At 72.7% G+C, this 534-nt stretch carries 1 protein-coding gene; it reads right to left on the bottom strand.

Annotation, left to right across the window (positions count from 1 at the left end):
• Window positions 1–351, bottom strand: a 351-nt coding sequence (locus MKK84_RS24275) for an ATP-binding cassette domain-containing protein (RefSeq protein WP_243924511.1), incomplete at its 3' end; no start/stop codon positions are given.
• Window positions 352–534 lie beyond the last annotated feature (183 nt).

Here is a 534-nt window from a genome sequence, read left to right as displayed (position 1 = left end):
CGTGCGCGCCCGCGCGATGGGCAGCATCTGGTGCGCGCCGCCCGAGAGCGTGGGGGGGGTCGGGGCTGCGGTGGCCTTGAGGACCCGGAACGGCTGTGAGGGCCAGTGGCGCTGCCTGGCGCTCTCGGCATTCGGGAAATGCTGGCCGCCCGGATCGAGGTTCTCGCGCCCGCTAAGGTCGCCGAACAGTTCGCGGGTCGCCGGCACCTGGACGGTGCGGGCGCGTGCGATGGCAGCGGGTCTCATCCGGGCGAGGTCCTGGCCGCCGCACCGGATCGAGCCCCCATGCGGGACGAGGCCCGAGATCGCGTGGAACAGCGGGGACTTGCCGGCGCCGTTCAGGCCGACCACCGAGCCGGATACGACCTAGGCGACGTCATTCCAGGCGCCGCGGAGCACCTCCACCGTCTAGCAGCGGCCGTCGACGACCGCCGCGGTAAGGAGTCAATCCAGCGAGCAAGCCCCCTCCGGCATGGCCGCCAGCCCGCTGCGTCCTCAGAGATCGACTCGTCGCACGGTCGCGCAGCCCACACC

The organism is Methylobacterium sp. E-065, from assembly GCF_022829605.1.
GTDB lineage: Bacteria > Pseudomonadota > Alphaproteobacteria > Rhizobiales > Beijerinckiaceae > Methylobacterium.
This window is presented reverse-complemented; position numbering and strand designations above follow the sequence as displayed.